At 63.0% G+C, this 25,704-nt stretch carries 23 protein-coding genes and 1 pseudogene; 12 read left to right on the forward strand and 12 right to left on the reverse strand.

What is annotated here, in order from left to right; all coding sequences use genetic code 11:
* Positions 1–137: 137 nt before the first annotated feature.
* Positions 138–1,904, reverse strand: a complete 1,767-nt coding sequence (gene gcl / locus DRB87_RS09810) for a glyoxylate carboligase (RefSeq protein ID WP_130025763.1) — start codon at positions 1,902–1,904, stop codon at positions 138–140.
* 121 nt (positions 1,905–2,025) lie between these two features.
* On the opposite strand from gcl, the pseudogene DRB87_RS09815 reads away from it, so the two are divergent.
* The 8 genes and pseudogenes from DRB87_RS09815 (at position 2,026) to DRB87_RS09850 (ending at position 7,980) form a co-directional block, all read left to right on the forward strand.
* Positions 2,026–2,936, forward strand: a pseudogene (locus DRB87_RS09815) (LysR family transcriptional regulator).
* Positions 2,937–3,054: 118 nt separating this feature from the next.
* Positions 3,055–3,432, forward strand: a complete 378-nt coding sequence (gene rpsF / locus DRB87_RS09820) for a 30S ribosomal protein S6 (protein WP_017232290.1) — start codon at positions 3,055–3,057, stop codon at positions 3,430–3,432.
* Positions 3,433–3,478: 46 nt separating this feature from the next.
* Positions 3,479–3,781, forward strand: coding sequence for a primosomal replication protein N (priB, locus tag DRB87_RS09825; RefSeq protein ID WP_017232289.1), 303 nt, complete (start codon positions 3,479–3,481; stop codon positions 3,779–3,781).
* Positions 3,782–3,783: 2 nt separating this feature from the next.
* Positions 3,784–4,065, forward strand: coding sequence for a 30S ribosomal protein S18 (gene rpsR, locus DRB87_RS09830; protein ID WP_017232288.1), 282 nt, complete (start codon positions 3,784–3,786; stop codon positions 4,063–4,065).
* A 27-nt stretch (positions 4,066–4,092) separates the two neighbouring features.
* Entirely contained in the window at positions 4,093–4,545 is a 453-nt protein-coding gene (rplI, locus tag DRB87_RS09835) for a 50S ribosomal protein L9 (RefSeq protein WP_017232287.1), read from the forward strand.
* Positions 4,546–4,847: 302 nt separating this feature from the next.
* Entirely contained in the window at positions 4,848–6,215 is a 1,368-nt protein-coding gene (locus DRB87_RS09840; protein WP_026131664.1) for a replicative DNA helicase, read from the forward strand.
* Between the two features lie 114 nt (positions 6,216–6,329).
* Positions 6,330–6,956 (forward strand): DUF47 domain-containing protein, encoded by a 627-nt coding sequence (locus DRB87_RS09845; protein WP_017232285.1) that lies wholly within the window; start codon positions 6,330–6,332, stop codon positions 6,954–6,956.
* Between the two features lie 13 nt (positions 6,957–6,969).
* Entirely contained in the window at positions 6,970–7,980 is a 1,011-nt protein-coding gene (locus DRB87_RS09850) for an inorganic phosphate transporter (protein WP_017232284.1), read from the forward strand.
* Between the two features lie 370 nt (positions 7,981–8,350).
* On the opposite strand, the gene DRB87_RS09855 is transcribed toward DRB87_RS09850, so the two are convergent.
* From DRB87_RS09855 to DRB87_RS09905, 11 genes are all read right to left on the reverse strand, one after another.
* Positions 8,351–9,169 (reverse strand): C40 family peptidase, encoded by an 819-nt coding sequence (locus DRB87_RS09855; RefSeq protein ID WP_130025764.1) that lies wholly within the window; start codon positions 9,167–9,169, stop codon positions 8,351–8,353.
* Between the two features lie 231 nt (positions 9,170–9,400).
* A complete protein-coding gene (locus tag DRB87_RS09860) occupies positions 9,401–11,143 on the reverse strand; it encodes a PhoH family protein (protein WP_130025765.1) in 1,743 nt (580 codons plus the stop codon).
* Positions 11,144–11,476: 333 nt separating this feature from the next.
* Positions 11,477–11,938 carry a peroxiredoxin gene (locus tag DRB87_RS09865; RefSeq protein WP_130025766.1) on the reverse strand — a complete coding sequence of 154 codons (462 nt, stop codon included), beginning with the start codon at positions 11,936–11,938 and terminating at the stop codon, positions 11,477–11,479.
* A gap of 58 nt (positions 11,939–11,996) precedes the next feature.
* A complete protein-coding gene (locus DRB87_RS09870) occupies positions 11,997–12,902 on the reverse strand; it encodes a polysaccharide deacetylase family protein (RefSeq protein WP_130025767.1) in 906 nt (301 codons plus the stop codon).
* 210 nt (positions 12,903–13,112) lie between these two features.
* Entirely contained in the window at positions 13,113–14,162 is a 1,050-nt protein-coding gene (locus tag DRB87_RS09875) for a bifunctional UDP-4-keto-pentose/UDP-xylose synthase (RefSeq protein WP_130025768.1), read from the reverse strand.
* Between the two features lie 7 nt (positions 14,163–14,169).
* Positions 14,170–15,093 (reverse strand): formyltransferase, encoded by a 924-nt coding sequence (locus tag DRB87_RS09880; RefSeq protein WP_130025769.1) that lies wholly within the window; start codon positions 15,091–15,093, stop codon positions 14,170–14,172.
* Complete coding sequence (locus DRB87_RS09885) at positions 15,090–16,112, reverse strand: glycosyltransferase (protein ID WP_130025770.1); 1,023 nt, start codon at positions 16,110–16,112, stop codon at positions 15,090–15,092. The genes DRB87_RS09880 and DRB87_RS09885 overlap by 4 nt, the downstream gene beginning before the upstream one ends.
* A complete protein-coding gene (locus DRB87_RS09890) occupies positions 16,109–17,275 on the reverse strand; it encodes a DegT/DnrJ/EryC1/StrS aminotransferase family protein (RefSeq protein WP_130025771.1) in 1,167 nt (388 codons plus the stop codon). The genes DRB87_RS09885 and DRB87_RS09890 overlap by 4 nt, the downstream gene beginning before the upstream one ends.
* 88 nt (positions 17,276–17,363) lie before the next feature.
* Positions 17,364–17,735, reverse strand: a complete 372-nt coding sequence (locus tag DRB87_RS09895) for an SMR family transporter (protein ID WP_017232274.1) — start codon at positions 17,733–17,735, stop codon at positions 17,364–17,366.
* 143 nt (positions 17,736–17,878) lie between these two features.
* Positions 17,879–19,579 (reverse strand): glycosyltransferase family 39 protein, encoded by a 1,701-nt coding sequence (locus DRB87_RS09900; RefSeq protein WP_130025772.1) that lies wholly within the window; start codon positions 19,577–19,579, stop codon positions 17,879–17,881.
* A 55-nt stretch (positions 19,580–19,634) separates the two neighbouring features.
* Positions 19,635–20,021 carry an Mth938-like domain-containing protein gene (locus DRB87_RS09905; protein ID WP_130027810.1) on the reverse strand — a complete coding sequence of 129 codons (387 nt, stop codon included), beginning with the start codon at positions 20,019–20,021 and terminating at the stop codon, positions 19,635–19,637.
* A gap of 324 nt (positions 20,022–20,345) precedes the next feature.
* On the opposite strand from DRB87_RS09905, the gene DRB87_RS09910 reads away from it, so the two are divergent.
* The 4 genes from DRB87_RS09910 to glp are packed head-to-tail and all read left to right on the forward strand — an operon-like array spanning position 20,346 to position 25,692.
* The gene (locus DRB87_RS09910; protein WP_165385270.1) at positions 20,346–21,572 is read left to right on the forward strand and encodes a pyridoxal phosphate-dependent aminotransferase; all 1,227 of its coding nucleotides are present in this window, start codon (positions 20,346–20,348) and stop codon (positions 21,570–21,572) included.
* Positions 21,573–21,609: 37 nt separating this feature from the next.
* Positions 21,610–22,920 carry a homoserine dehydrogenase gene (locus DRB87_RS09915; RefSeq protein WP_130025773.1) on the forward strand — a complete coding sequence of 437 codons (1,311 nt, stop codon included), beginning with the start codon at positions 21,610–21,612 and terminating at the stop codon, positions 22,918–22,920.
* Positions 22,921–22,960: 40 nt separating this feature from the next.
* Positions 22,961–24,427 carry a threonine synthase gene (gene thrC, locus DRB87_RS09920; RefSeq protein WP_130025774.1) on the forward strand — a complete coding sequence of 489 codons (1,467 nt, stop codon included), beginning with the start codon at positions 22,961–22,963 and terminating at the stop codon, positions 24,425–24,427.
* Between the two features lie 53 nt (positions 24,428–24,480).
* Positions 24,481–25,692, forward strand: coding sequence for a gephyrin-like molybdotransferase Glp (gene glp, locus DRB87_RS09925; RefSeq protein WP_130025775.1), 1,212 nt, complete (start codon positions 24,481–24,483; stop codon positions 25,690–25,692).
* Positions 25,693–25,704 lie beyond the last annotated feature (12 nt).

Below are 25,704 nucleotides of genomic sequence, written 5' to 3' on the forward strand. Positions count from 1 at the left end.
TGGTTTCGACGATTTCGATGCCAGGGTGTTGCAAGGTTGCGGGGCGCCTGCTTTTTTCGTTCAAGGGGTCTAGCCGAGAGCGCAGGGGACGCACGCGCCCCGCAAACCGTTTTACAGCGTTGATTCAGCCCGATGACTTAGGCCGACACTGCGTTGTCTTCCTCCACGACGTCGATGATGTCTTCGAACTCGTTGACGTTGTTGATCTCGGTGCCCATCGCAATGTTGGTCACACGCTCGAGAATCACTTCCACGATCACCGGCACGGAGAACTCGGCCATCAGCTTGCGGGCCTGGGCGAACGCCGGTTGGATGTCGTTCGGCTGGAACACGCGGATCGCCTTCACGCCGAGGCCTTCGGCCACCTTCACGTGATCGACGCCGTAACCGTTGACTTCCGGCGAGTTCACGTTCTCGAACGCGAGCTGCACGCAGTAGTCCATGTCGAAGTTGCGCTGCGCCTGACGAATCAGGCCCAGGTACGAGTTGTTCACGACCACGTGGATGTACGGCACCTTGAACTGCGCGGCCACGGCCAGCTCTTCGATCATGAACTGGAAGTCGTAGTCGCCCGAGATCGCCACCACGTCCGACGACGGCGAGGCAACCTTTGCACCGATGGCGGCCGGCACCGTCCAGCCCAGCGGGCCTGCCTGGCCGCAGTTGATCCAGTGGCGCGGCTTGTTCACGTGCAGGAACTGCGCAGCGGCAATCTGCGACAGACCGATGGTCGAGACGTAGCGCACATCGCGGCCGAAGAACGCGTTCATCTCCTGGTACACGCGCTGCGGCTTGATCGGCACCTGATCGAAGTCCGAGCGGCGCAGCATGGTGCGCTTGCGCTTCTGGCATTCGGCCACCCATTGCGCACGATCCGGCAGACGACCGGCGGCCTTCAGTTCCTTGGCGACTTCGACGAACAGCGTGAGCGCTGCCTTGGCATCGGAGACGATGCCGTAGTCGGGGCCGAACACGCGGCCGATTTGCGTCGGCTCGATGTCGACGTGCACGAACTTGCGGCCCTTGGTAAACACGTCGACGCTGCCCGTGTGGCGATTGGCCCAGCGGTTGCCGATGCCCATCACGAAGTCCGAGGCGAGCATCGTCGCATTGCCGAAGCGATGCGAGGTCTGCAGTCCGACCATGCCGGCCATGAGCGGATGGTCGTCGGCGATGGTGCCCCAGCCCATGAGCGTGGGCACGACCGGCACGTTCACCGTCTCGGCGAACTCGACGAGCAGGTCGGCAGCGTCGGCATTGATCACGCCGCCGCCCGAGACGATGAGCGGGCGCTCCGACGCCACCAGCATCTGAATGGCCTTCTCGATCTGGGCGCGCGTGGCCGCGGGCTTGTACACCGGCAGCGGTTCATAGGTGTCCGGATCGAATTCGATCTCGGCGACCTGCACGTCGAACGGCAGATCGATGAGCACCGGACCGGGACGGCCCGAGCGCATCAGGTGGAATGCCTGCTGGAACACGCGCGGCACGAGCGCGGGCTCGCGCACCGTCACGGCCCACTTGGTGACCGGCTTGGCGATCGTCTCGATGTCGACGGCCTGGAAATCTTCCTTGTACAGACGAGCGCGCGGCGCCTGACCCGTGATGCACAGGATGGGAATCGAATCGGCCCAGGCGGAGTACAGGCCGGTAATCATGTCGGTGCCCGCCGGACCCGACGTGCCGATGCACAGGCCGATATTGCCGGCTTCGGCGCGGGTGTAACCTTCGGCCATGTGGGACGCGCCCTCGACGTGGCGTGCCAGCACGTGCTCCACGCTGCCAGCCTTGCGCATGGCCGAATAGAACGGGTTGATGGCAGCACCGGGTACACCGAATGCGGTGGTGATACCTTCTTTCTCGAGCACTCGAATTGCGGCCTCTACGGCGGTCATCTTGGCCATGTGACGTCTCCAATGGGTAATGAGTCAATGTGTTGGGAGCCACTTTAAGCCGGTACGATTTGTTTGATAAGATCACAAAAGATCGTTTTTTTAAGAACAAAAAGTATCGAATGGAGGGGGCATGGACCGTTTCAAACAGATCGAAACCTTCGTGCAGGTGGCCGAAGCGGGCAGTCTGGCCGCCGCGGCCCTAAAGGAAGGGGTCTCGCCGGTGATTCTTGGGCGGCGCATCGACGCGCTGGAAAAGCGTCTGGGCATCAAGCTGATGTACCGCTCGACGCGTCGGCTTGCGTTGTCGGAAGAGGGGGGCGCGTTCCTTGAGCGCTGCAAACAGTTGCTCGGCGACTGGGAGATGGCCGAGAACGAAATCAGCGCGGGGCGTCATGCCGTTTCGGGGCACCTGATCGTGTCGGCGCCGGCGGCGTTCGGGCGCAAGCACGTCGCGCCGCATGCGCCGGCGTTCCTGCGCCTGCACCCCGAGGTGCAGATTTCGTTCAACCTGACCGACCGCGTGGTCGACCTCGTGCGCGAGGGGTACGACATGGGCATTCGCATCGGCGGCTCGGTCGACCCGAATTTCGTGGCCGTCAAACTCGCCCAGAACCGGCGCGTGGTGTGCGGCACCCCGGCATATTTCGCCCGCTACGGTCGTCCGAAGACGCTCGAAGACCTGGCCAGGCACAACTGCCTCGCGTTCAACCTGCAAGGCGGCCAGCAGCGCGGTTGGTACTTCAAGCGCCAGGGCAAGCTCGTGACGATTCGTGTGGCGGGCAGTCTGGACTGCAACGACGGCGAGTTGCTGCACCGCTGGTCGCTGGAGGGCATCGGGCTGGGCTGGCGCTCGACGTGGGAAATCCAGCGCGAACTGCTCTCCGGCGAACTGGAGACCGTGCTCGACGAGTACGCGCTACCCGACTACGACATCCTCGCCGTCTACCCCAGCAGCGCTTCCAGCCCGCGCGAGTGCGCCTGTTCATCGAGCAACTGCGGCAAATCTATGCCCGTCCGAACTATTGGCTGGAAAACACTTGACCGGTCCTGATGAGACGGCAGTTGATGATCGACGTGAAATCCGCTAGAATCGCGGGTTCTGCAACCTTGCTGCACTGGTTTTGACGCCCGGGCGGCTTTGTCCATAAGGAGCTTATATATGCGTCATTATGAAATCGTATTTATCGTTCACCCCGATCAGAGCGAGCAAGTGCCTGCGATGATCGAGCGCTACAAGAGCATGGTGACGGCCAAGGCCGGTCAGATCCATCGCATCGAAGACTGGGGCCGTCGTCAACTCGCGTACATGATCGAGAAGCTGGCCAAGGCTCACTACGTCTGCATGAACATCGAATGCGACCAGGAAACCCTGGACGAGCTGGAACACGCATTCAAGTTCAACGATGCCGTGCTGCGCCACCTCGTGGTTCGCATGAAGAAGGCCGAGACCGCACCGTCGCCGATGATGAAGGAAGTGGCCCGCGAAGAAGCCAAGAAGGCTGCCGCGACGCCCGCGACCGAAGCTGCCGCATCGTAATTAGCGCACCGGAACGCATCAGGGAATCCACGGAAACGTCGACCGCGTGAATCGCTTACGGCTTGAAGCCAGCATTGTCGAAATCGGCACGCTGCGCTATACCCCAGCCGGGCTTCCCGTGATCGAGGTCACGCTGGCCTATGCTGGAACCGTCGAAGAGTCGGGCGTGGCCCGGCAGGTCGAGTTCTCGATGCCAGCCGTTGCGATCGGTCCCCTCAGTGCCAAAGTCATGGCGTTGGGACTGGAGAAACCGGCCCAGTGGGCAGGGTTTCTGGCCAAGAAGCATCGCAATAGCCGCACCCTGGTGTTTCACATCACAGCATTGCAAGTATTTGAAAAGGATTGTTGAACATGCCGCGTCCTAACGGTAAAAACAAGAAGTTTGATCGCCGCCGCCAACAGCAAAACCCGCTGTTCAAGCGCAAGAAGTTCTGCCGCTTCACCGTCGCTGGTGTTGACCAGATCGATTACAAGGATATCGAGACGCTGAAGGACTTCATCGGCGACAACGGCAAGATCACCCCGGCTCGCCTGACGGGCACCAAGGCGCACTACCAGCGCCAGCTCGACACGGCCATCAAGCGCGCGCGTTTCCTCGCGCTGATGCCGTACACCGATCTGCACGGTGCTTAATCGCCAGTCGACGAAGGAGAATAGATAATGCAAGTGATTCTGCTGGAAAAAGTCGTCAACCTGGGTAACCTGGGCGACATCGTGAAGGTCAAGGATGGTTTCGCACGTAACTTCCTGATCCCGACCAAGAAGGCGCGTCGCGCCACCAAGGACGCGATCGCCGAGTTCGAAGTTCGCCGTGCCGACCTGGAAAAGGCTGCCACCGAGAAGCTGGCTGCTGCACAAGCCGAAGGCGAAAAGCTGTCGGGCCTGACCGTGCAAATCTCGCAGAAGGCCGGCGTTGACGGTCGTCTGTTCGGTTCGGTCACCAACTTCGACATCGCCGAAGCCCTGGGCACCCAAGGTTTCAAGGTTGAAAAGATGCAAGTGCGTCTGCCGAATGGCCCGCTCAAGACCGTGGGTGACTTCCCGGTCCAAGTGTCGCTGCACACGGACGTCGTTGTCGACGTGAACGTGTCGGTGCTGGGCGAGCACGCGTAAGCCGTATCAGCGTCAGCTTCCCGACGCGAACAAAAAAACGGAAGTCGGTCCGCCGGCTTCCGTTTTTTTATGTCTGTCCCCTCTGTGGTGTCGGTTGCCGGGCTTTCCGATGGCCGCGCATGCGCAGGTCTATGCCGACCGCGTCCCGGTTGCGCATTCCCTTCCACGTTCCTCACGTTCGATAGCGCCGCCTTATGTTGCCTCCCGGGAAACTGCTGAACAAAACACGTTCGGAAAAATCGCCGCGCAAGCGCGATTTCGCCGGATCGGATCGTGAGCGCGGGGGCGGTATAATGCCCGGCATGAACGCTCCCGATCCCCAACTCGATTCCCTCAAAGTGCCGCCGCACTCTATCGAGGCGGAGCAATCCGTGCTCGGCGGGCTGCTGCTCGATAACGGGGCGTGGGATCGAATCGGCGACTTTCTGGCCGAATCGGACTTCTACCGCTATGACCACCGGCTGATCTATCAGCACATCGGTCGGCTGATCGCCAGCGACCGTCCTGCCGACGTGATCACCGTTTTCGAATCGCTCACCTCGGCCGGCAAAGCCGAGGACGTGGGCGGGCTCGCCTACCTGAACGCCCTGGCGCAGAATACGCCGAGTGCCGCGAACATTCGTCGTTACGCGGAAATCGTGCGCGACCGTGCGGTGTTGCGCAAGCTCGTGACAGTGGCCGACGAAATTGCGTCAGACGCTTTCAATCCACAGGGCAGGGAAGTGCGTCAGATGCTCGACGAGGCGGAAGCGAAGGTGTTTGCCATCGCGGAAGAAGGCTCGCGCAGCACGAACGGCTTCCTTGAACTGCAGCCGCTGCTCACGCAGGTGGTCGAGCGCATCGACGAGTTGTATCACCGCGAAGGCGGTAGCGACATCACCGGTATTCCGACGGGCTTCGTCGACCTGGATCGCATGACGTCGGGTTTCAACGGCGGCGATCTGATCATCGTGGCGGGCCGTCCGTCGATGGGTAAGACAACCTTCTCGATGAACATCGGCGAGCATATCGCCGTGGAAGAAGGGCTGCCCGTCGCCGTGTTCTCGATGGAAATGCCGGGCACGCAGTTGGCCATGCGTATGCTGGGCTCGGTGGGGCGTCTCGATCAGCATCGTCTTCGCACCGGCAAGCTGGTCGACGAAGACTGGCCAAAGCTCACGCACGCCATGCAGAAGATGAACGAGACGCAGCTCTTCGTCGATGAGACGCCTGCGCTCAATCCGATGGAATTGCGCGCGCGCGCACGTCGTCTGGCACGTCAGTGCGGCAAGCTGGGGCTGATCATCATCGATTACCTCCAGCTCATGAGCGGTTCGGGCAACGGCGAGAACCGCGCGACCGAAATCTCCGAGATTTCGCGTTCGCTCAAGGGGCTCGCCAAGGAGCTGAACGTGCCGGTGATCGCGCTCTCACAGCTCAACCGTAGTCTTGAACAACGCCCGAACAAGCGTCCGGTCATGTCGGACCTGCGTGAATCGGGCGCTATCGAACAGGATGCCGACATCATCCTGTTCATCTATCGCGACGAAGTGTACAACCCCGATACGCCCGACAAGGGCACCGCCGAGATCATCATCGCAAAACAGCGTAATGGTCCTATCGGTCAGGTGCGTCTGGCGTTCATTGGTGCGTATACAAAGTTCGACAATCTGGCCGGCCCCCAATATTGACGCATTGATTTCCGCCCATTCGTAAGGGCGTGCGGTAACGCGCGCCCGCAACGAGGTAGAATGTGACGTTTTTGTGTCGACCCGTCCCCTATTAATATCCGGAGTTTTCCAATAATGTTCGGTCGCTTCATGCCCACCGAGGGCAAGTTCTTTGAGCTGTTCAACCAGCACGCGGCGTGTATGGTTGCCGGCAGCCGCGAGCTGTCTGCCATGCTCAACGATCTGCCCAATGCCGAGGCACGCACCGTTGCCGTGCAGAACAACGAGAAGAAAGCGGATCGCATCACGCACGAGACCATCGACCTGATGCACAAGACGTTCATCACGCCGTTCGATCGCGATGAGATCCACAAGTTGATCAGCACGATGGACGACATCCTGGATCTGATGGAAGACGTGGCGACAGCCGTGTGGATGTACGACGTGAAGAGCGTGCCGTCCGAGGCGCGCACGCTGGGTGAGATTTGTGTGAAGTGTTGCGAACGGGTGCAAAGCACCGTGGCGCTGCTCAACGACATGGATCGCGCGCGCGAGATCCTGAAGCTCTGCGAGGAAATCGACGGGCTCGAATCGGACGCCGACCGCCTGTTGCGTGCGTCGCTCTCAAAGCTGTTTCGCGAAGAATCCGACGTGAAGGAGCTGATCAAGCAAAAGGCCGTGTCCGAATTGCTCGAATCGGTGACCGATAAGTGCGAGGACGTTGCCAACATCATCGAAGGCATTGTGCTGGAAAACGCCTGAGCGGAGACTTTCGATGGCAACGCTGCACATCAGCCTTTGGCTGATCGGACTGTTGGTCGCACTTGCGCTCCTGTTCGACTTCATGAATGGCTTCCACGACGCCGCCAACTCGATCGCTACGGTGGTCTCGACGGGCGTGCTCAAGCCGCATCAGGCGGTGGCTTTCGCCGCCATGTTCAACGTGATCGCGCTGTTCGTCTTTCATCTGAAAGTCGCGGCGACGGTGGGCAAGGGGACGGTTCATCCCGAAATCGTGGATCACTACGTGATCTTCGGCGCCCTCGTCGGGGCGATTGCGTGGAACGTGATTACTTGGTACTACGGCATTCCGTCGAGTTCGTCGCACGCGCTGATCGGTGGGTTGGTCGGCGCTGCGGTGGCCAAGGCCGGCACGGGTTCGCTTGTCACGAGTGGACTGCTGCAAACGGTCGCGTTCATTTTCATCTCTCCGCTGCTCGGTTTCGTGCTCGGTTCGTTCTTCATGCTGCTGGTGTCCTGGTTGTTCTTCCGAACGCCACCCGCGCGCGTGGACCGCTGGTTCCGCCGCCTGCAGCTGATTTCGGCCGGTATGTACAGCCTGGGACACGGCGGTAACGATGCCCAGAAGACCATCGGTATCATCTGGATGTTGCTGATCGCCGCGGGCATGTGGCCGCAGGAGGCTGCGGAACCGCCGCTGTGGGTGATCGTGGGCTGCTATCTGGCGATCGGTCTGGGCACCATGTTCGGTGGCTGGCGCATCGTGCGCACGATGGGGCAGAAGATCACCAAGCTCAAGCCGGTCGGTGGCTTCTGTGCCGAAACCGGCGGGGCGTTTACGCTGTTCTTCGCGTCGTGGCTCGGCGTGCCGGTCTCGACCACGCACACCATCACCGGCGCCATCGTGGGCGTTGGCGCCACGCGCAAGCTCTCGGCGGTGCGCTGGGGGGTGGCAGGCAACATCGTCTGGGCATGGGTGCTGACGATCCCGGCCTCGGCATTCATCGCCGCGATCGCGTGGTGGGTCGGCAAGCAGATTCTGTGATGTCAGTTCGGCGGGCTGCCGTCTCATGACGGTGTGACCCGCCCAGGCAACAAAATAAGCGGCTTCGGCCGCTTTTTTTGTGTCCTGCTTCAGCCCCGCGGGCGGCATGGCGCCATTGACAGGCCGCATCGACGCCATCGAGAGAATCAATTTCTATAGCTAATGGCGATCAATTATTATCTCGCCATAGCATTTAATCGATCCTCGTGGGAGGCTAACATGGCCGCATTGATCCATCGTTGCTTGTATCGCCGTCCGGTCACCACGCTGGTGGGCGTCGCGATCAATGTCGGCGGCGCCGCGACGCTGCTTGCGCACCTGCGCTGACCCTTCAGTTCACGCTCAACCGATTCTTGTTCGCCTGAAGTGATTACATCGAGCTGTTGGCGAAGCGAGCGATCGGATCATCGTCTTGCGGGGCTGGGGCGGTGAGGTTGGCTGTGCGACTCGGCACCAAGACCTGCGGCGTTACCATCGGGGACGGGGGCGCCCCGGTAAGCGGGTGGTTCGGTGCGATGTTCGGCGGGTTCACGGGCTCGCTCAGCGGCGTTGCCGCGGCGGGCGTTTGAGCGAGCGAGGCCGGCGCCGACCGATTTACGTAAGTCGTATTACCCGCGGGTGCCTTGTTCGCTGCGACGCGTCGAACACCATCGATCCGGCGTGCCCAATACGGAATGAAGAGGCTCTCCAGGCGCACCGTGCCGCCGGTGTTCGGCGCATGTACGAACTGCCCCTGACCCACGTAAATGCCTACGTGCGAGTGGGCGCGTCCCGTCGTGTTGAAGAAGATGAGATCGCCCGAGGCGAGGTCGTCGCGCGCCAACGGTGTGCCCACACCACTCATGTCGGCCGTTGTGCGGGGCAGGTTCACACCGGCGGCGCGCGCGACGACGTAGCGCACGAGGCCGCTGCAATCGAAACCGGAATCCGGGGTATTGCCGCCGTAGCGGTAAGGAATGCCAACGAGGCTCATCGCTTCGAGCGTGATTTCCTCCTGACCCGCGCTGCGCTCCGGCCCCATCGTACGGTTGCCGTAGTTCGCACTGCCGCCTTGTCGGATTGATGGACCCGACGAACAAGCCGCGACCAGCAACGTCAACGCCAACGCACCCACGCAACGGCCCCACGCGTTCGGCAGGACGGCCGGATGCGTCACGTCGCGGGCAAGGAGGCGAGAGAGGAGTCGCATGCGCCGAGTTTACGACGCTTATCGGGCCGATGCACCGTAAAAGCGCCGAAAGACGGGCGTTCTGTGGCATCGACGTCACAAATCAGCGGATTCCCGGATGACGCTGCCGTCGGTGCGCTCCGTCTTGGCGACGCCGGCAGCCAAAAAAAACGGCGCCCGAAGGCGCCGTCGTGTTGAGCGTGGAGCGAAGCGCGTAGAACGAAGCGGTTCGCCGTCCGCGGTCGGCAGACGTCAGAGGATTTCCGCCGCGTAGTCGGCCAGACGCGAACGTTCGCCGCGCGCCAGTGTGACGTGCCCGCTGTGTCCCCACCCCTTGAATCGATCGACCACATAGGTGAGGCCCGAGCTGCCTTCGGTCAGGTACGGCGTATCGATCTGCGCGATGTTGCCCAGACAGATCAGCTTGGTCCCCGGGCCGGCACGCGTGACGAGCGTCTTCATCTGCTTCGGCGTAAGGTTCTGCGCCTCGTCGATGATGACGAACTTGTTCACGAACGTGCGACCGCGCATGAAGTTCATGCTCTTGACCTTGAGTCGCGAGCGAATCAGTTCCTGCGTGGCCGCGCGGCCCCATTCGCCGGCGGAATCGTCGGTCTTTTGCAGCACTTCGAGGTTGTCGTCGAACGCGCCCATCCACGGTTGCATCTTCTCTTCCTCGGTGCCCGGCAGGAAGCCGATGTCTTCACCGACGGGCACGGTCGCGCGCGTGACGATGATTTCGTTGTAGCGCTTCTCGTCGAGCGTTTGCGCCAGACCGGCGGCCAGCGCCAGCAACGTCTTGCCGGTACCGGCCTGACCGAGCAGCGTGATGAAGTCCACTTCGGGATTCATCAGCAGGTTCAGTGCGAAGTTCTGCTCCCGGTTGCGCGCCGTGATGCCCCACACGTTGTTCTTGTGGTGTCCATAGTCGCGCAGCGTTTGCAGCAGCGCCGTCTTGCCGTTGATCTCGCGAACCTGCGCGTAGAACGGCGCCTCGCCGTTGTTCGTCTCCAGATAGACGAACTGGTTGATGAGGAAGCTCGCGCAGAGCGGCCCGGTAATGCGATAGAACGTGGTGCCGGTGCGATTGTCCTGCCAGCTCTCCATGCCCTTGCCATGCTTGGTCCAGAAGTCCGTCGGCAGGGGCATCACGCCCGAGTAGAGCAGATCGCTGTCCTCGAGCACCTTGTCGTTGAAGTAGTCTTCCGCGGGCAGGCCGAGCGCATGCGCCTTGACGCGCATGTTGATGTCCTTCGACACCAGCACGACCTGGCGATCGCGGAACTTGTCCTGCAATGCCCGCACGACGCCGAGAATCTGATTGTCGGCCTTGCCTTGCGGCAACCCGTCGAGCGGCGGCACGTCGGTCAGGTCGGTCTGGAAGTACAGGCGGCCCGTTGCGTCCTTGTTGCCGAGCCGCGAGAGGAGGATGCCTTCGGTCATCGACTTCGTGCCGCTCTCGGCGACCAGCCCGTCAAGGGTGCGGCTCACCTGACGCGCATTGCGCGCCACTTCCGACATGCCCTTCTTGTGATTGTCCAACTCTTCCAACGTCATCATCGGCAGATAGACGTCGTGCTCTTCGAAGCGGAACAGGCTGCTTGGGTCGTGCATGAGCACGTTCGTGTCGAGCACGAAGAGCTTGGCGGGTTCCTGGTCCTTCAGACGTGCCCGTTTCGAGCCCGTGCCTGTTGACGTAGGCTTGACGGCCTTGAGCGACGGCGTTGCCCCGTTCGACTCGGCCGCCGGCGGCGACTGGGGCGAGCGTGCGACGGGCGACGGTTGTACTGTCGTCTGCGGTGCCGCGGAGGGTTTAGGTACGACCTTCAATTCGGCCGCGCCGGCACCCGTGGCACCGGACGTCTCGCCCAGTGCGAGTTGCTCAGACGAGGGGATCGGTTTCTTGGCCTCCGTGCGCGAAGGTTTGAGGCGAGTGGGGAATTGTTCCGGGGCAAGCAACGAGCCCGGTTTGGTCGGCGCCGATGGCAATGGCATAGATTTCCCGTTTCAAGAAAACACAACACGACTCGGCCGGGACAGACTGCGGTACCCCACGTCCCGGCAACAAAAAAGCCGCCTGCCCGGACGCACCGGAGAGGCGGCTTGGCTGAAGGCGCCGCCGTGGCAACGCCTGCAATAGTCTGGTTCAATGCGCTTCATCATTACGGCTGACTATAACGTCTCTTGCCGTGCTTGTATAGCGCCGAATGTCCGCACTGGCGGTCGCTTTCGGTCCTCGTGCAACACGCGACGGAAGCGCACTTGCGCGGGGCCGGCGACGATGCCCGGCGCCCGATGCGCCGCGGCACTGACAAGCCCTCCAGCGGATCAGAGCGCCTGCACGACGCTCAGCACTTCGGCAACGTGATCGGGCACACGTACGCCGCGCCATTCGTTGCGCAATACGCCTTTTTCGTCGATCAGGAACGTGCTGCGTTCGATCCCCAGATGTTCCTTGCCATACAGTTTTTTCAACTTGATGACACCGAACAATTGGCAAACCGCTTCGTCGCCGTCCGAGATCAGCGGGAAGGGCAGTTCGAGTTTTCGCTGGAAGTTTTCATGCGAGCGAAGGCTGTCGCGCGACACGCCGACGATTTGCGCCCCGGCGGCCTGAAACTGATCGTAGTTGTCGCGGAAGTTCATGCCTTCCGTCGTGCACCCGGGGGTATTGTCCTTCGGGTAAAAATAGATCACCACTTTCTGGCCGCGATACGCCTTGAGCGAAAAATCGCCGCCGGTGGCCGGTGCGGTGAAATCGGGCACGGGGGTGTCGATGGCTACCGTCACTATGGTCTCCTTGGGTGGCCTTGCAAGGCCGGAACGGGGAAGTGGATCGAAAGCGGGTTCAGGCAGTGGCCAGGCCCTCGAGAATCAGATCGCCCGAGCGGCCCGGAATTTCGCCCCACACGACGGGATGCGCCGGCAGCGAGGCAAGATCGAGCGTCTCGTAGTATTGGCCCATCGTCACCAGGGCGTGCCCTTGGCGGCGCCATCCAGCCAGCAATTGACGGAACAGCGGGGCCAGTTTCTGCCCTTCGAGTTCTGCGTGAAGGGTGAACACGTGATGTTGCGCCGGATCGCGGGTCAGGGCAAGCAGATGCTCGGCCACGCCGTCGAGGTCACGTCCGTCGATGCCCAGCAACTCGTCGACCGTCGGCAGGGTCGTCGGCATTTGCACATGCTGTAGACGCACGCCATCGACGATGGGGTAGTGCGGGGCGATGCCGCGTCCGTCCGACGCATACTTCATGCCCCAGGCGTCGATCTGCCGAAACGCGTGATGATTCATCTGCCAGCCAGCCGCGCCATGCGTGAGCGGTGGCGCACCGAAGACCTGGAGGAAGCGCGCATGGGCTTGCGACATCTGATGCTGCGTCCAGGCGGCGTCGCGTGTGCGCACGTTGTCTTGCCAGTACGTGTGGTCCCACGTGTGGATGCCGGTCTCGTGGCCCGCGTCTCGCACGGTGCGCATGACGTCGGCCGCACGCCGCCCGATGTCCGGGCCGGGGAGCAACGTGCCGTACATGAGCGTTTTGAAGCCGTAGTGCTCGACCACCGACGTGCGTGAAACTTTCTTCAAAAAGCCTGGACGGAAGACACGCTTGAGTGCCCAACCGGTGTGGTCCGGCCCGAGGCTGAACAGGAACGTCGCTTGCGCTTCGTGCTCGGCCAGTGCGGCGAGCAGATTGGGCACGCCTTCGCGTGTGCCGCGCAGCGTGTCGACATCGATCTTCAGGACAATGTTGGCCATAGCCGCCCTTGAGTGAGATATCGCAATGACCTCGAGCGATATCCTGAACTGCGAAACAAACTACCGAGTCAAAAACGCCCGATGCGCCGAGGGCGCATCGGGCGTGCAATGCGAAGGGCTGCAATGGGCGGCAATGTGCTGCCCGCAACCCCGAGGCGGTCGGCCCGACGCAGGCCGCCCGACCGTGTCGCGGATGTCCCTGACTGTCGCTTACTCGGCCTCGACCAGACGGCGCGCTTCGGCGACATGGCCACGATACGCTTCGAAAATCTTGCGCAGCGCGTCGTCCATCGACGTGGTCGGTGCCCAGCCGAGTTCCTGCATGGTGTTCTCGATCTTCGGCACGCGATTCTGCACGTCCTGATAGCCGTTGCCATAGTAGGCGCCCGACGAGGTCTCGACGAGTTGAACCTTCTTGGCCGTGTCGGCGTACTCGGGATATTCGGCGGCCAGCTTGAGCATCATGTTGGCCAGCTCGCGCACCGAGAAGTTGTTCGTCGGGTTGCCGATGTTGTAAATCTTGCCGCTGGCAATGTTGTTCTTGTTATCGATGATGCGCACCAGGGCGTCGATACCGTCGTCAATGTCGGTAAAGGCGCGTTTCTGGCTGCCGCCGTCGACCAGGCTGATGTTCTCGCCGCGAGCGATGTGGCCGAGGAACTGCGTGACCACGCGCGACGACCCTTCCTTCGGCGTGTAGATCGAGTCGAGACCGGCGCCAATCCAGTTGAACGGGCGGAACAGCGAGAAATTCAGGCCTTCCTGCATGCCGTAGCCCCAGATCACACGATCCATGAGTTGCTTCGAGCACGCGTAGATCCAGCGCGGCTTGTTGATCGGACCGTAAATCAGCGGCGAGTTTTCCGGATCGAACTCGCCGTCGGTGCACATGCCGTAGACCTCGGAGGTCGACGGGAACACCAGGTGCTTGCCGTACTTCACGGCCGAGCGCACGATCGGCAGGTTCGCCTCGAAGTCGAGTTCGAACACACGCAGCGGAGCCTTCACGTAGGTGGCCGGCGTGGCGATGGCGACGAGCGGCAGGATCACGTCACACTTGCGAACGTGGTACTCGACCCACTCCTTGTTGATCGTGATGTCGCCTTCGAAGAAGTGCATGCGCTCGTGGTTGATCAGATCGCCGAGGCGATCGGTGAGCATGTCCATGCCATAAACTTCCCAGTCGGTCGTCTCCAGGATGCGCTTCGACAGATGGTGGCCGATGAACCCGTTGACACCGAGAATCAGGACTTTTTTCATATTGCGGTCAGTGATTGAGCTGGGAAAACTGTGCCGGCGTGACTGCTTTGCCGTCCAGCATTAGTTCATGAATGACGACAGCATTTGCGTCGCCACAAACGCCAAGGAGCGCATTATCCACTACTTGCAGTCCGCAGGGCAAACCGGCGGGCGCCGGCACACGTGACAAACGGGCGTGCGTGACAACCCAGCGACGGTCCGCCACATCGGTAAACGCCCCCGGATAGGGCGGCGCGACCGCGCGAATGAGGTTGTAGACGTCCTTTGCGGGCTTCGACCAGTCGATGCGGCCGTCTTCCGGTTTGCGTCCGCCGAAGTAGCTACCTGCGCTCAGTTCATTCACCTGTCGCGGTGCAATGCCGGCGATCAGGCCCGGCAGGCAGCGCCAGAGCGTTTGCTCGGCGGCGACCGTGACTTTCTCGAAGACCTCGCCCGCCGTATCGTCCGGCAGGATCGGCACGGCGGTCTGGTCGATGATGGCGCCGGCATCCGGTTTGGCGGCCATCTCGTGCAGCGTTGCGCCCGTTTCTGTTTCGCCCTTCAAAACCGCCCAGTTCACCGGTACGCGGCCGCGATACTTCGGCAGCAGCGACCCGTGCATGTTGAAGGCGCCGCGCGAGGCGATTTCGAGCACCGCCACGGGAATCATGTGGCGATAGTAAAAGGAAAAGATGAAGTCCGGCGCGATGGCGCGCAGCTGTGCGGCGAGCGCGGGATCGGCCGGATCGTCGGGGGTGACGACCGGGATGCCGTGCTCGGCGGCGACACTGGCGACGCTGCCGAACCAAATGTTCTCGTTCGGATTGTCCTGATGGGTGACGACGAGTGCGACGTCGACACCGCGCGCGAGCAGCACCTGCAGGCAGCGCACGCCCACGTTGTGGTAGGCAAAGACGACAGCTTTGGCGGCTTGGGGCACTTGGGTGCTCATGAGGCGTGCGATCCCAGTTCCGTGGCGCCGGTCGTCTGACGCACGCTCGACGATGCGCCGGTCCCCTTGTCCGGTTGGCCGGACGACGGGTCCTCCAGCACGGCTTGCACCAGATAGCGCGGACGCTGGCGAACCTGCTGATAGATGCGGCCGATGTACTCGCCCAGCAGGCCCATGCCGAACAGGATCACGCCCAACAGACAGAACGTGACGGCGAACAGCGTGAACACGCCCTGAACTTCCGAGCCGAAGAGGAAGCGGCGGGCGATCAGCACGATAAACAGCAGTCCCGAGGCCGCCGACAGCGTGATGCCGACGCCCGAGAGCCATTGCAACGGCACCACCGAGAAGCCGGTGACGAGGTCGAAATTCAGGCGAATCAGGCTATAGAGCGAATACTTCGACTCGCCGGCGAAGCGCTCTTCGTGGGCGACGTCGACTTCGGTCGGGTTTTGCGCGAACGTGTAGGCCAGCGCAGGGATGAACGTGTTGATCTCACGGCACTGATTGACCGTGTCGACGATATGACGGCTGTAACCGCGCAGCATGCAGCCCTGATCGGTCATGCGAATGCGCGTGATGCGCTCGCGCAGGCGGTTCATGGCGCGCGAGGCATGGCGGCGGAACCATGTGTCCTGACGGTTCATGCGCACCGTGCCCACGTAGTCGTGCCCGGCCGCCAGTTTCTCGACGAGCTTGCCGATTTCCTCGGGCGGGTTCTGCAGGTCGGCGTCGAGCGTGACGACCCATTCGCCACGCGTGTGTTCGAAGCCGGCCAGGATGGCCATGTGTTGTCCGTAGTTGCCGTTGAACAGCACGACGCGCGTCGTGTCCGGGCGCGCGCGGAACTGCTCGGCAAGCAATGCGGCCGAGCGGTCGCGGCTGCCGTCGTTGACGAACACCACTTCATAAGCCACGCCCAGCTTGTCGAGCGCCGGATACAGCCGGGCGAACAGGGCGGCGAGTCCGGCCTCTTCGTTATAGACCGGGATGACGATGGAGAGTTGTGGACAGGTCATTTTTGATGGTCGGCGCAGAGGGCATTGACGGCTTCGCAGACGCGCGCAACGTCGGCATCCGTCATGGCGGGGAAGAGAGGCAACGTCAGGATCGAACGGCCCAGACGCTCCGTATGCGGGAACTGCCCTTCCCGGAAGCCGAGCCTGCGGTAGAGCGTAAACAGGTGGATGGCCGGGTAATGCACGCCACTGCCGATGCCGCGCGCCTTGAGTTTTTCCATGAAACCCGCGCGATCGATCGTGAGGCGCGCCAGCGGCAACTCGACCTGGAACATGTGCCAGTTCGAGTTCGTGAAGTCGGCGTGCGGCAGGCCGAGGCCGAGCGCCACGGCCGCGCCGCCCGCGAACGTATCGAAATACAGCCGCGCCAGCGCCGTGCGACGGCGGTTGAATTCCGCCAGATGCGGCATCTGGCCGAGGCCGACGCGTGCGGCGACGTCCGTGAGGTTGAACTTGCCGCCGAGCACGTCAACGTCCATGCCATCGAAGCCGGTGCGGGTCACGCCCTGCAGACGGTACTTCTCGGCCAGGCGGGCTTCGTCCTCATTGTTGAAGACGAGCGCACCGCCTTCGATGGAGGTCAGGTTCTTGTTGGCGTGGAAGCTGAACGAGACGAGGTCGCCGAAGGCACCGATGCGCTTGCCGCCCCAGGTCGAGCCCATGGCTTGCGCGGCGTCCTCGATCACGCGAAGGTTGTGACGGCGCGCGATGTCGTACAGCCGGTCCATGTCGAGCGGCAGCCCGGCCAGATAGACCGGGATGATCGCGCGCGTCCTGGGCGTGATCGCCTTTTCGAGCAGATCGAGATCGAGATTGCGGGTGGCTGGGTCGACGTCGACGAATACGGGCGTCGCGCCGACTTCCAGAATCACGTTGGACGTCGCGACCCACGACAGCGACGTGGTGATCACCTCGTCACCGTCTTGCACGCCGGCCAGGCGCAGGCCAATTTCGAGCGTCGCGGTGCCCGAGTTGAAGACGCGCACCGGGCGTGCGCCAAAATAATCGGACAAGGCCTTCTCGAAGGCCTGCACTTGCGGGCCGGAGGTGATCCAGCCAGAACGCAGCACCTCGGTAACGCCGGCGATGGTGGCGTCGTCGATGCTCGGCCGCGTGAACGGCAGAAACGGAAGATTCGGTTGGGCGGTTGCCGAGTCGCTCATGATTAAGACCAAGCCTCAGATAAACAGGGGGAGACGCGCCGGCGTTTGCTTGTTGCGGCGCGTCCGTGATTTCGGTCCGTCAGCAGCCTTAGCTGCGCGCAAGAATATAAACGCCGACCAGGATGATGCCGATGGCCACGACACGCTGCATGGACAGTGCCTCGCCAAACAGGTACCACGCGGCAAAGGCATTCACCACGTAGCCGAGCGAGAGCATCGGGTACGCGATCGAGACCTCGACGCGAGAGAGTGCCAGAATCCAGACGACCACGCTGATCGCATAACAGACGAGCCCGCCCATGATCGGCACTTGCGTGGCCAGCTTGAGGCCGATGGGCACGATGTTGGCCCGCGTGAACTCAAGCGCGCCGATCGAGCTGGCACCCGCCTTGAGCAACAACTGGGCGCACGCATTGAGCAGCACGCCCGTGAGAATAAGTGAAAAGGTGGCGAGATTCATGGAACGTTGATGAACGTTTGTGAATAATTATGGATACCGCAAATTGGCTGGCGCTTAGTTTCCCTAAGCGCGCCAACCTGTTCGTGTCGCTGTCGCCGGCCAAAGCCGTTGACGGCAAGCGGATCAAACGACAGCCAGATGCGCTATTTTACGTTGTCTTCCGCCTGTGGTTTCGTGATCACGACGCGGCGGGCATCACGCGCGACGATCCGCATGGGCAAGTGCTCGGTTTCGAGCTTGCCGAACGTGTCCGGATCGACCAGCGCGAGCGCTTTCGGGTCGGCGCGCCAGCGAGCGTAGAAGTCGTCGAGCGTGGGCAGCCATTTCTGCGGTTCCTGCTTCACGCCGAATTCCAGTTCGTCCGGGTGCTGCACCATGATCATCGTGCGACCGAGGTAGTACGGCAGGGTGTGATCGAGCACATTGACGGAATAGAACGGCACGTTCGGCCCGAGGCGCTGCATCTCGGCCTTGATGGCCGGCACAAGCAATACGCCGGAGCTTTGGCGCCCGAACACTTCGTGCCCCATGCCGCCGACGCTCACGAGCAACAGCATGCCGCCGGCAAAGGTGAGCAGGGCGCGCCGCGCACTATGTCGCGCCAGTCGCCATGCCACGAGCGTGCCGGCCAGGCCGAGGCCGATCGCGACATACAGCCAGATCTGGAACGCCTTGTACAACTCGTTTGGATTGCGCACGCTCCCGGGGCGTCCCGCGAAGATGGCCACCATCACGAGCGCGGCAATCAGCAGGATCGCGTAACCGGCCATGTGCAGGCGCACGGTGTCGCGCCTCAATTGCGCCAGATACAGGCCGAAGAGCAGCGCCATGGCCGGCGCGATGGGCAGCAGATACGAGATCAGCTTCGAGTGCGAGGCGCTGAAAAACACGAAGATGAACGCCGACCACACCCACAGCATCAGCGCGGGGGCGAAGCCGTTGGGCTGGCGGGGCATGCGCAGCGTGGCGCGTACGGTGCCCGGCAGGACCGACAGCCAGGGCAGGAAGCCGACGAGGAACACGGGCACGAAATACCACGGCGCGCCATCTCGGTTATGGCCCTCCATCGCGAAGCGTCGGAAGTGCTCGTTGATGAAGAAGAAGTCGAAGAATTCGGGGTTGCGCATTTGCACCAGCACGAACCACGGGGCCGCCAGCGCGAAAAAAACGATCAGGCCGCTGCCCAGGTACAGGCGTCGCCACAAGGCCCAGTCCCGTGCAATGAGCGTATAGAGCACGAGCACGGCGCCCGGCAGCACGATGCCGACGAGCCCCTTGCTCAGCACGGCGAGCGCCATGGCCGCCCAGCACAGCCACATCCAGGCGCGCACGGCGGGGCGCGCAAGCCCCGGGCGCTGTGCCAGCAGCAGGGCGCACAGCGAGAGTCCCATGAAAAACGACAGGCCCATGTCCAGCACGTTGAAGTGCCCGAGCAACGACCACAGTGGCGCGCTGGCGAGTGCGACGGCCGCGAACAGACCCACGCGGGCATTGAACACGCGCCGGCCGGTAAAACCGACCATCAGCACGCCCGCGAACCCGGTGAGCGCGGTCCACAGCCGGGCTTGCCATTCCCCAAGCCCGAATGCCGCGAACGTGAGCGCATTCATCCACGTTTGCAGCGGCGGCTTCTCGAAATACTTGTAGCCGTTATAGCGGGGCGTGATCCAGTCGCCCGTGATCCACATCTCGCGCGCCATTTCCGCGTAACGGCCTTCGTCGCTCGCGATCAGGTGGCGGTAGTCGAGCACGCCGAACCACACGAGCGCGAACGCCACGAGCAGCAGCCAGAAGGCGGCCGGCGAGAGCGGGTAGGCCGCGGGCGGCGACGCGGGGGCGGGCAGGGGAGAGGACGCGAGGGGGCAGCAGCCGACAGGCCGGAGGCGAGCGGGCGGCGGCTCACGCAGTCGCCTCGGTCTCGATGAGCAGGGCGAGCACGACGCGGCGCCCTTCGCTCATCAGGATGTTGTAGGTGCGGCAGGCGGCCTGGGTGTCCATGGAGTCGACGCCAACGCGCCGGCTGGTGAGCGACGTGGTCAGGCGCGGATGCGCGAAGCGCAGGCGCTCACCGCTGCCGAAGATCACGACTTCGGGGTCGAGGGCATGCAATTGGTCGAAATGGGCGGATTCGAGCGCGTCGAAGCGCGACACCGGCCAGGCCTGGATCTCGCCCTCGGGCGCAATGATCACGCTGTGCTCGTGACGAATCTTGTTGACCTCGACATAGCCCCGGCCGTAGCCGGTGACCGTGTTCAATGCTTGCGACGGGTCTTGATGCAGTTTCACTTTAGAAAGATTCCCTGCCCAGGGCTTGCCCCGGGGGTGGATGCACGTCGGCAGATCGTTCAACGGGCGGGCATCTTGCCTCGCATGGCGCAAACCGTCAATGATGCATTGCCGAACTCTGTCATAATTGGCTAAATTATAGCTTTTTGCCGTACGCAGCACGGCAAAACCGTTGCAGTGCGGCATTTGCCACGCCTAAACCGGGGAAATGCGGTGCCCTGTGCGCTTCGCGTACATCGCCGTTCGACCGCCGGTGCGTCGTGCGTCCCGCCTGCCTACCGGCTCGTCCGGACCCCTGCGCCGCCCGCCAAGACCACAATCGCCGTGAAACCGATCCTCAAATCGCTGAAATTGCAGAATGTCTGCTACGACATTCGTGGACCCGTGCTCGAACATGCCAAGCGCATGGAAGAAGAGGGGCATCGCGTCATCAAACTGAACATCGGCAATCTGGCGCCGTTCGGTTTCGAGCCGCCCGACGAGATCGTGCAGGACATGATCCGAAATCTGCCGAATTCGGCCGGTTATTCGGACTCGCGGGGCGTGTTCGCGGCGCGCAAGGCGATCATGCACTACTGCCAGCAAAAGCGCATCAAGGACGTCCAGCTCGACGACATCTACCTCGGCAACGGGGCCTCCGAGCTGATCGTGATGGCCATGCAGGCGCTGCTCAACGATGGCGACGAGGTGCTGGTGCCCGCGCCCGACTACCCGCTCTGGACGGCAGCCGTCAGCCTGTCGGGCGGCACGCCGGTGCATTACGTCTGCGACGAGCAGGCGGACTGGCAGCCGGATCTCGCCGACATCCGCAAGAAGATCACGCCGAATACGCGTGCGATCGTCATCATCAACCCGAACAACCCGACCGGCGCGCTGTACTCGGACGAACTGCTCAAAGACATCGTCGAGCTCGCGCGTGAGCACAAGCTCATCATTTATGCCGACGAGATCTACGACAAGATCGTCTACGACGGCGCGGAGCATACCTCGATCGGTTCACTGTCCGAGGACGTGCTCACCATCACGTTCAACGGTCTGTCCAAAAGCTATCGCGCGTGCGGTTACCGCGCGGGCTGGATGGTCGTGTCGGGCGACAAGCGTCCGGCGAGCGACTACATCGAAGGGCTGAACATCCTGGCCTCGATGCGCCTGTGCCCGAACGTGCCGGGCCAGTACGCCATTCAGACGGCGCTCGGCGGCTACCAGAGCATCAAGGACCTGATCGTGCCGGGCGGACGCCTGTACGAGCAGCGCGAGATCGCGCACCGCATGCTCACCGACATTCCCGGCGTGACCTGCGTGAAGCCGAAGGCCGCGCTGTACCTGTTCCCGCGTCTCGATCCGGCGATGTATCCCATCGCCAACGATCAGGACTTCATTCTCCAGTTGCTGCTTGAAGAGAAGGTCCTGCTGGTGCAGGGCAGCGGCTTCAACTGGATGCATCCCGACCATTTCCGCGTAGTGTTCCTGCCTCACGAGGGCGACCTGGAAGACGCCATCAGTCGCATTGCCCGCTTCCTTGACGGTTATCGCCGTCGCCACGGCAAGTGATGCGCGCCACCCGATTTCGACTTTTGAGTAAAACCGCATGAAACCGATCAAAGTGGGCCTGCTCGGCCTTGGCACGGTAGGCTACGGCGCCTTCCAGGTACTGGCTCGCAACCAGGAAGAAATTCAACGTCGCGCCGGCCGGGGGATCGAGATTACGAAGGTCGCAGTGCGCAATGTCGACCGCGCCCGAGGCCTCGTGGGCAGCGCCGCTGTCGTGACGGGCGATCCGTTCGACGTGGTCAACGACCCGGACATCGATGTCGTGGTCGAGACCATCGGCGGCTACGACCTCACGAAGGAACTGGTCCTCAAGGCGATCGAGAACGGCAAGCACGTGGTCACGGCCAACAAGGCACTGCTGGCCCTGTACGGTAACGAGATTTTCGCCGCCGCGCGCAAGGCCAACGTGATGGTCGCCTTCGAAGCGGCCGTCGCTGGGGGCATTCCCATCATCAAGGCGCTGCGCGAGGGCCTGACCGCCAACCGCATCGAGTGGATCGCCGGCATCATCAACGGCACCACGAACTTCATTCTTTCGGAGATGCGCGACAAGGGCATCGACTTCGACGTGGCCCTTGCCGACGCGCAGCGTCTGGGCTACGCGGAAGCCGATCCGACGTTCGACATCGAAGGCGTTGACGCCGCACACAAGCTCACGCTCATGAGCGCCATCGCGTTCGGCGTGCCGGTGCAGTTCGAGCGTGCCTATGTGGAAGGCATCACCAAGCTCTCGGCGCTGGACATCAAGTATGCGGAAGAGTTTGGTTACCGCATCAAGCTGCTGGGCATCACGCGTCGCACCGAGGCCGGCATCGAACTGCGCGTGCATCCGACGCTGATTCCGGCCAAGCGCCTCATCGCCAACGTGGAAGGCGCCATGAACGCCGTGCTGGTGCAGGGCGACGCCGTGGGCGCCACGCTCTATTACGGCAAGGGCGCGGGCGCCGAGCCGACCGCCTCGGCCGTGGTCGCCGATATCGTCGACGTGACGCGTCTGCAAACGGCGGATCCGGAGCATCGCGTGCCGCATCTGGCGTTCCAGCACGACGCGCTGTCGAACACGCCGGTGCTGCCCATCGACGAGGTGACGACCAGCTACTACCTGCGTCTGCGCGTGCTCGATCGTGCGGGCGTGATGGCGGCGCTCACGCGCATCCTTGCCGATCTCGATATCTCCATCGACGCGCTGCTGCAGAAGGAATCGCGCGAAGGTGAGCATCAGACCGACATCATCATCCTGACGCACCAGACCCAGGAGAAGCACATCAATACGGCCATTGCGAAGATCGAGGCGATGGAGACGGTGCTCTCGAAGGTCACGCGCATCCGCATGGAGGCGCTGAGCTGAGCGCCGGCCATACGAACCGATACGACAGGACACGACCCACATGAAATACATCTCCACGCGCGGCGCGGGCCTGACCTCGGGCGAGCCGCAATCGTTCTCCAGCATTCTGCTTGGCGGTCTGGCCCCGGATGGCGGTCTGTACCTGCCAACGCAATACCCGCAGGTGACGGCCGACGAGCTGCGCGCCTGGCGCCAGTTGTCGTACGCCGAGCTGGCCGCGAAGGTGCTGGCCAAATTCGCGGGCGACATTCCGGCCGAGATCCTGGCCGACCTGACGGCGCGCACGTACACCGCCGAGGTGTACCGCAATGTGCGTCCGGGCGAAGACGCGGCCGACATCACGCCGCTGCTGCCGCTGGGGGTCGAAGGGGGCACGCAGCTCTCGCTGCTGGCGCTCTCGAATGGCCCGACGTTGGCGTTCAAGGACATGGCCATGCAGTTGCTGGGCAATCTGTTCGAGTATGCCCTGGCGCAGCACGGCGATGCACTCAACATTCTCGGCGCGACGTCCGGCGACACCGGCAGCGCGGCCGAGTACGCCATGCGCGGCAAGGAAGGCATTCGCGTCTTCATGCTCTCGCCGGCCGGCAAGATGAGTGCGTTCCAGACGGCCCAGATGTACAGCCTGCAGGATCCGAACATCTTCAACCTTGCCGTCGAAGGGGTGTTCGACGACGCGCAGGACATCGTCAAGGCGGTGTCGAACGATCACGCCTACAAGGCGCGCTACAAGATCGGCACGGTCAATTCGATCAACTGGGCGCGGGTCGTGGCGCAGGTCGTGTACTACTTCAAGGGCTACTTCGCCGCGACGGGCGGTAAGTCGGGCCAGGACGGCGAGGTGTCGTTCACGGTGCCGTCGGGCAACTTCGGCAATGTGTGCGCCGGCCATATCGCCCGCATGATGGGCCTGCCGATCCGCAAACTGGTCGTGGCCACGAACGAGAACGACGTGCTCGACGAGTTCTTCCGCACCGGCCACTACCGCGTGCGCAAGTCCGCCGAGACGTTCCACACCAGCAGCCCGAGCATGGATATCTCGAAGGCGTCGAACTTCGAGCGTTTCCTGTTCGATCTGCTCGGTCGCGACGCGAAGGCGACTGCCGAGCTGCTCTCGAAAGTCGAGCGCGAAGGCGGCTTCGACCTGTCGGGCACCGAAGCCTTCGCCCGCGTGGCACAGTTCGGTTTCGTCTCGGGGCGCAGCACGCATGCCGATCGCTTGGCGACGATCCAGGACGTCGCCAAGCGTTACGACGTGGTCATCGACACCCACACGGCCGACGGTGTGAAGGTCGCGCGCGAAGCGCTCGAACCCGGCGTGCCGATGGTGGTGCTCGAGACCGCCCAGCCGGCGAAGTTCGCCGAGACGATTCGCGAGGCGTTGCATCGCGAGCCGCCGCGCCCGGCGGGCTTCGAGCAGCTCGAATCGCTGCCGCAGCGCTTCGAGACGGTGCCGAACGACGTCGCGAGCGTGAAGGCCTATATCGCCGAGCACACCGGCCTGTAAGGCGGCGCTCGCCCTGTCCTCCTGATGTCTCCCTTCACTTGCGCGCCTTCACCATGCTGAGTACACAAGACGCCCTGAATGCCGTGCTGGCAGCAGCCCGACCGCTGGATCGGCAGGAGACGGTCGACACGCTTGCGGCCAACGCTCGCGTGCTGGCCGCCGACGTGATCGCCACGCTAGACGTGCCGCCGATGGATACGAGTGCCATGGACGGCTACGCCGTGCGGGTCGCGGACCTGATCGGGGACGAGACCGTGCTGCCGGTCTCGCAGCGCATTGCGGCGGGGCACGCCCCTGAACCGCTCGCCCGCGGCACGGCGGCGCGCATCTTCACGGGCGCGCCGGTGCCGCCGGGTGCCGACGCCGTCGTCATGCAGGAGCAGTGCGAAGCGCGTGAGGACGGGACCATCGTGATTCGCCATAGGCCGGCGGTCGAGGAGTTCATCAACCGCCAAGGGTCGGATATTCGCCGTGACAGCGTCGTGCTCGCCGCCGGAACCCGGCTGAGGGCCCCGGCGCTGGGGCTCGCGGCGTCCGTAGGCATGGCGAAGCTGCAAGTCGCGCGTCGCTTGCGTGTGGCCGTCTTCTTCACCGGTGACGAGCTGACCATGCCTGGCGAGGCGCTGCGCGCAGGCAGCATCTACAACTCGAACCGCTTCGTGCTGCGCGGGCTCCTGGAGAATCTGGGCTGCGAGATGACCGATTACGGCATCGTGCCCGACAATCTGGCCGCCACGCGCGCCATTCTGCGCGATGCGGCGCGCGGCAACGACCTGATCATCACGTCCGGCGGCGTGTCGGTGGGCGAGGAGGATCATGTCAAACCCGCCGTGCAAGCCGAAGGCCGCCTCAATCTGTGGCAGATCGCGCTCAAGCCGGGTAAGCCGCTCGCATATGGCGAGGTCAATCGAACTGGTGGCGAGACGGCGCATTTCATCGGCCTGCCCGGCAATCCGGTGTCCAGCTTCGTGACGTTCCTGCTGTTCGTGCGCCCGTTCATTCTGCGTTTGCAGGGGGCTACGGCGGTGACGCCGCGTCGCATTCCCATGCGCGCGGACTTCACGCAGACGAAGGCGGACCGTCGCAATGAATTCGTGCGCGCCCGCATCAACGAGCAGGGTGGCCTCGACGCGTTTCCCAACCAGAGCTCGGCGGTGCTGACGTCGACCGTGTGGGGCGACGGCCTCATCGACAATCCGCCGGGGCATCGCATCGAAGCCGGCCAGACGGTGGCGTTCCTGCCGTTCTCCGACCTCCTATATTGAGAGACAGGTGCG

This window comes from Pandoraea sp. XY-2 (genome assembly GCF_004193915.1).
GTDB lineage: Bacteria > Pseudomonadota > Gammaproteobacteria > Burkholderiales > Burkholderiaceae > Pandoraea > Pandoraea cepalis.